This is a genomic window from Suttonella sp., from assembly GCF_056855035.1.
This window is the reverse complement of the sequence record NZ_JBXGGR010000031.1, coordinates 1-6229: the sequence shown is the minus strand read 5'-3', so window position 1 is coordinate 6229 and position 6229 is coordinate 1. Positions and strand designations below refer to the sequence as shown.

Genomic DNA, 6229 nt, shown 5'->3' with positions numbered 1-6229 from the left:
AGTGTTTAATCATGTAGGAGAGCGAGTCAATTTCTGCCTAAGGCCAGGCAATGTTGATGACCGTAAAGGCTTACGACAAATGGCAAACAAACTGTTTGGATTGTTGGTTGGGGATAGAGGCTATATCAGCAAAGAGTTAAGCGATTGGTTAGAAAAGAGATACAACATCACTTTACTGACAGGCAAGAAAAAGAATATGGAATCCCCGCCCCAAAGTCCTGAACAAAAAAGGTTGTTAAAACAGAGATGTGCTGTTGAAACGATTTTTGATCAGTTAAAGAATCTATGCCAAATTGAACATACTCGCCATCGTTCAGAGAAGGGATTTTTGTTGAATCTGATTTCTGGATTAACGGCATATTGCTTGTTTGCGTATAAGCCGCAGATGTTTGGGAAGAATGCTTTGGCGGCTGCTAAATAGAGGTGGCTTATCACGAACTCAGGTTATATTAAGCAGGTGCAGGATCAAAAAGGCATGACGGCGAAGTTTTTATCCATACCGGGGCAGGAAGCGCGTGAGTTGGTGTTCCTTGTGAAAAAAGGCAATAAGGATCTCTTAGATAAGATCAATAAGGGCATTGACGAAGCCAAAGCAGACGGCACGATTCAAAAATTGCAGTCAGAATGGTTGAGCGATTGGGATGCGGTGAAATAATTTGCCGCAATATCTGCAAAGGCTGCCGAGGCAGCCTTTATTTTTGCTTTTCGTCGGCACATTCGCCGCGAAAAGCCTCCATTTTGCCAAAAGAGCAGGTAAAATAGCGCGTTTTCTTTTGTGAGAGTAAATAATGAGCAAGGTGCTGAGTTTTCAAGACATGATTTTTGCCCTGCAAAATTTTTGGGCGGAGCAGGGCTGCGCGATAATGCAACCCTATGATATGGAAGTGGGCGCAGGCACTTTCCATGAATCGACTTTTTTGCGTGCATTAGGTCCCGAGCCTTGGAATGCCGCTTATGTGCAGGCTTCCCGCCGTCCCACTGACGGGCGCTACGGCGAAAATCCGAACCGCCTGCAGCGTTATTATCAATTCCAAGTGGTGATGAAACCCTCGCCGGCGCGTTTTCAAGAACTGTATTTGCAGTCTTTGTTTGCCATCGGCATCGATCCCGCGGTGCAGGATATCCGTTTTGTCGAGGATAACTGGGAAAGCCCGACTTTAGGCGCATGGGGCTTGGGTTGGGAAGTCTGGATTAACGGCATGGAGGCTTCGCAATTTACCTATTTTCAGCAGGCCGGCGGTATGGAATGCAAGCCGGTAATGGGCGAGCTGACTTACGGCTTGGAGCGCATCGCCATGTATTTGCAAAATGTGGACAGCGTTTATGATTTGGTCTGGACGCAGACGTGCAACGGCGTGCTGACTTACGGCGATGTGCATCAGCAAAACGAGCGCGAGCAGTCGGCATATAATTTCGAGCATGCCTATATTGAGGATTTGTTCGCACAATTTGATGCGGCGGAACGCATGTCTTTGGCGCTTGCCGAGAAAAAATTAGCCTTGCCCGCCTATGAGCAGGCGCTGAAAGCCTCGCATTTATTCAATCTCTTAGATGCGCGCCGTGCCATTTCGGTTACCGAGCGGCAGCGCTTTATTTTGCGCGTGCGCAATATCTCTAAAGCGGCAGCCGAGGCTTATTATGAATCGCGCGAAGCCTTAGGCTTCCCATTGTGCAAGGAGGGCAAATAATTATGAATAAAAACGTACTCATTGAAATCGGCATGGAAGAATTACCAACCGCCGCCGTCAGCGATTTGGCGGAAGCCGGCAGACAATTATGGCAGAAAGTGTTAGCCGAACAGTCGCTTGTCCATGAGGGAATTGTTTCTTTCGCCAGTCCGCGCCGTTTGGCTTGGCGCATCAAGGGGCTTGCGATGCAGCAGCCCGACCGCAAAATCGAACGCAAAGGCCCGATGCTTGCCGCCGCCAAGGATAAAGACGGCAATTGGAGCAAGGCGGCTTTAGGCTTTGCCGCTTCTTGCGGCGTGGCGGTGGAAGACTTGGCGCAGGCAGAGACCGATAAGGGCGCGGCTTTGATGTTTTACGGCGAGGAAAAAGGGCGTGCTTTTAAAGACTTGCTGCCTGAGCTGTTCGCCGAAGTAATCAAGCAATTGCCGATTGCCAAGCGGATGCGCTGGGGCGATTTCGAGCAAGCCTTTGTGCGTCCTGTGAATACCTTGATTGCCTTGGCGGATGATGAAATCCTGCCTTTAGCATTTTTCGGCGTGCAAGCCGACAATTATTCGCAGGGGCATCGCGTGCATCACAGCCAAGCGGTGCGGATTGCCCATGCCGATGATTATGAAGCCGCTTTGGAAAGCGCCTATGTGATTGCCGATATTGAAAAGCGTAAGACTTTGATTGGCGAGCAGGTGCAGGCGGCAGCTGCGGCATTGGGCGGCAAAGCATTGATGCCGGAAGATTTAGTGCATGAGGTGGCGAGTTTGACCGAATGGCCGGTAGCGATTGCCGGACATTTTGAAGAAAAATTCCTTGCCGTGCCGCAGGAAGTGTTGATTACGACCATGCAGGATAATCAAAAAACCTTTGCCGTGCTGGATAAGGACGGCAAAATGCTGCCGCATTTCATCGCGGTAGCCAATCTGGAATCCAAAGATCCCGTTTCCGTAAGTAAGGGTAATGAAAAAGTGATTCGTCCGCGTTTTGCCGATGCGGAATTTTTCTGGCAGCAGGATTTGAAACGCCGCTTGGCGGATTATTTGCCGCGTTTGGAAAAAGTGGTCTATCAGGAAAAACTCGGTTCTTTGGCGGAAAAATCACGCCGTGTGCAGGAATTGGTCAAGCAACTCGCGCCGCTAGTGCAGGCGGATGCGGCTGCGGCGGCAGAAGCGGCACGGCTTTGCAAATGTGATTTGCAAAGTGAAATGGTAATGGAGTTTCCTGAATTGCAGGGTGTGATGGGCAAATATTATGCACGCCGCGAAGGGCTTGCCGAAGAAGTGGCGCAGGCATTGGAAGAACAATATTTTCCTTTGGGCGCAGGCGGCGATTTACCGGCAACGGGCGTAGGTACGGCTTTAGCGATAGCAGAAAAAGTCGATACCCTCATCGGCGGCTTTGCCATCGGCGCAAAGCCCACCGGCAGCAAAGACCCTTATGCCTTGCGGCGTATGGCTATCGGCATTATCCGCCTGCTGGTGGAAAAAGGCATCAGCCTGCCTTTGCAGGAATTATTCGCATGGAGCGCGGCGAGCTTTACTGCCGCTTTGCAGGCGGAAAAAGTCTTGCCTGAGGTGCGTGATTATGTGCTGGAACGTTTGCAGGGCTATTACCGCGAACAGGGGATTGCCGTTGAGAGCTATCAGGCGGTGCGCGCCCTAGACGGCGACGATTTGCTGGATTTTGACCGCCGCATTCATGCCTTGCACGCTTTTGCGGCTAGCGCCAATGCGCCGAGCCTTTTGGCGAGCGCCAAAAGGATTCGCAATATTTTGAAAAAGAACGGCGAAAACATGCAGGCGGTCGCGGAAAATCTGCTGCAGGAAGCGGCGGAAAAAGCCTTATGGCAGGCTTGGCAGGGCATTAGCGGCAAGGTGCAAGCAGCGGTGGCGGCAAAAGATTATTTTGCAGCATTGCAAGCCTTGGGCGAATTGGCAGCACCATTGGAAGCCTTCTTTGCCGATGTGATGGTCATGGCGGACGATGTCGATTTGCGTACCAATCGCTTGGCATTGCTGACAACCATGCAGCAAGGCTTTGAGAAAATTGCCGATTTGTCGCTCTTGCAAGGCTAGGCATGGAGCAGGCGCCGCAATATAGCCCGAAAGAAAAAATCCGCCGTATCGGCGCCGCCTGCATTTTTTTAGCACTGGCGGTGGCGGCGGTAGAATGGGCTATACCCGTATTGGAACAGTGGCTGGCTTGTCGGCACGATGGCAATGTCGTCATGCTCTATGCCGTCTTTGCCGGCTATCCGAGTCTCTTGGCGGCGGGATTATTGGCATTAAACGGCAGCATGTTTTACCGCGTGTGGCGGCAGCGGCAATATCCGCCGCAGGGCATGAAAACCTATCGCCCCACGCCTTATGTTTACGGCGGCAAAGCGCGGCTGAGAGCGGCAGGCTTTTTTCTGATTTGCGCCTTTTTGCTCGGCATTGCCGCTTATGCCGCTGTTTATGTGTACGATTTTATTGCCGTCGGAGATGTCCAAACCTCTCAAGCTCTGTGCGCAATAAGGGCAGGACATGGAATTTAATTGGATTTTTTATCTTTTGCTAGGCTTGCTCGGCATTATCTGCGGCATTATCAACATCTTGGCGGGCGGCGGTTCGAATATCATTTTGCCGCTGCTGATGATATTCGGCTTGGACCCGCAAACCGCCAATGCCACCAACCGCGTCGGGATTTGGTTTCAGGGCATGGCGGGTTTATTCGGCTTTCGCCGCGCCAAGGCTTTGCCCACGCAGGATATCGGCGGCATTGTGCTGCCGACGGTCTGCGGCGCGCTTGTCGGCGCTGTCTTGGCGGCAAAATTGGATGTGATTGTTGCTTGGCTGTTTTTTGAGCAGGTTTCTGCCGAATGGCTGATGAAGATGATTTTATTGGGCGCGATGCTTTTTGTGGCGGCGATGTTTTTATTCAAACCGCAGGCGGTGATGCACGCGCCGAATATGGAATTGAGCGTCAAGCAAAGCAGGGCGGCATGGGGCTGGCTGTTTGCGGCAGGTTTGTACGGCAGTTTTGTGCAGGCGGGCGTAGGTTTTGTCTTACTGACCGCTTTGGCGGGTGCTTTGCATTATGATTTGCGCCGTGCCAATGCCTTGAAATTGGTCTGCACCATGCTGTTTACCAGTATTGCTTTGGGCATTTTCATCTGGCAGGGACAGGTGCTGTGGAAAGTGGGCTTGTTATTGGCGGTGGGTAATTCCGTCGGCGCGCTAATCGGCGTGCGTTTTGCCCTCTCGATTAGCCAAAACAGCATCCGCTGGATTTTGTTTTTAATGACGGTGGCGGCGGTGATTGCCGCTTTGTGGTTTTAATTGTGTTTGCAGAATGAAAAGCGTAATGTAAGCATTTTTTGATTAAGGGAGAAAGCGATGAGAACTGAAATTCCGGCGGTCTTCGGCAGCGTGTTTGCGCCGGAAATGCCGATTGTGTATTGTGAAGACAGTGCTTGGGGCGAGCTGCAATGGCAGCCTAGCAATGAGCTGAAAATCCATCCTGCCGCGCATTGCCTGCATTATGGCAGCGAGATTTTCGAGGGCATGAAAGCCTTTCGCCATGAAGACGGTTCGGTGCATATTTTCCGCCTTGATGCCGGCGTGGAGAGAATGCGTAAAAGCGCGGCAGCAATGAGTATGCCGGTGCCGCCGGCAGAATTGCTGAAAAATATGATTGTCGAGGCGGTGCGCCGCGCGCAGGAAGAAGTGCCCGACCAACGCGGCGCCCTATATATCCGCCCCGCCTTAATCGGTACCGAGCCGAATATCGGCAGCGCGGGTTCGCCGAGTAAAAGCGCGGCATTATTCGTGCTGCTTTCTCCGGTGGGCGATTATTTCAAACAAGGTTCGGAATTGCGCGTATTGGTGGAAACCGACCATCTGCGCTGTGCGCCGCATATGGGCAGCATCAAAACAGGGGGTAATTATGCTTCCGCCCTCTATTGGACGATGCAGGCGATGGAAAAACATCATGCCAAGCAAGTGTTGTTCTGCCCCAACGGCGATGTGCAGGAAACGGGAGCTTCCAATTTCGTTTTGATTGACGGCAAGACTCTGATTACCAAACCGCTGACCAGCGAATTTTTGCACGGCATTACGCGCTTAAGCCTGCTGACGGTGGCGAAAGACCACGGCTATAGTATCGAAGAGCGCCATTTTACCGTTGATGAAATCAAAGAACGGATTGCCAATGGTGCGGAAGCATTGCTGACCGGCACAGCGGCGGTATTGTCGCCGGTAACCGTCTTGATTATTGAAGGACAAGACGTGGCGGTGCAAAGCCAAAGCGAAGCCTTGAAATTGCGCAGCCTGATTACCGATATCCAATACGGACGCAGTGCAGATAAGCATGGCTGGCTGACGAAGATTTAATCGCTTTTACAAAAAAGTAGGAGCTGCTTTTTTTATTGCGGGCAAAGGGACATTTTAGGTGCTGTTATCGAGATCTTTAGCCCTAAGGGACAAAATAAGGGCTATCTAGCGTTTTTTAAGCAAAATAAACTTGTATAAACTAAACCTTATTCTCCTTTCTCATGCCGCAATGACAAG

Annotated in this window: 7 protein-coding genes; all 7 read left to right on the top strand. The window is 51.3% G+C overall.

The window, feature by feature from the left end; translation table 11 throughout:
• Positions 1-421: transposase (locus ACJHVI_RS02865; protein WP_483183117.1), on the top strand; the 421-nt coding region annotated here is incomplete at its 5' end.
• 36 nt (positions 422-457) lie between these two features.
• Positions 458-655 carry a transporter substrate-binding domain-containing protein gene (locus ACJHVI_RS02860; protein WP_483183116.1) on the top strand — a complete coding sequence of 66 codons (198 nt, stop codon included), beginning with the start codon at positions 458-460 and terminating at the stop codon, positions 653-655.
• Positions 656-788: 133 nt separating this feature from the next.
• Entirely contained in the window at positions 789-1688 is a 900-nt protein-coding gene (glyQ, locus tag ACJHVI_RS02855; protein ID WP_483183115.1) for a glycine--tRNA ligase subunit alpha, read from the top strand.
• Between the two features lie 2 nt (positions 1689-1690).
• Positions 1691-3754, top strand: a complete 2064-nt coding sequence (glyS, locus tag ACJHVI_RS02850) for a glycine--tRNA ligase subunit beta (protein ID WP_483183114.1) — start codon at positions 1691-1693, stop codon at positions 3752-3754.
• A gap of 2 nt (positions 3755-3756) precedes the next feature.
• Entirely contained in the window at positions 3757-4215 is a 459-nt protein-coding gene (locus ACJHVI_RS02845) for a hypothetical protein (protein ID WP_483183113.1), read from the top strand.
• On the top strand, positions 4205-4999 hold the full coding sequence (locus tag ACJHVI_RS02840; RefSeq protein ID WP_483183112.1) for a sulfite exporter TauE/SafE family protein: 795 nt from the start codon (positions 4205-4207) through the stop codon (positions 4997-4999). Before ACJHVI_RS02845 ends, ACJHVI_RS02840 begins: the two co-directional genes overlap by 11 nt.
• Positions 5000-5056: 57 nt before the next feature.
• A complete protein-coding gene (ilvE, locus tag ACJHVI_RS02835) occupies positions 5057-6052 on the top strand; it encodes a branched-chain-amino-acid transaminase (protein WP_483183111.1) in 996 nt (331 codons plus the stop codon).
• The last annotated feature ends 177 nt before the right edge of the window (positions 6053-6229 follow it).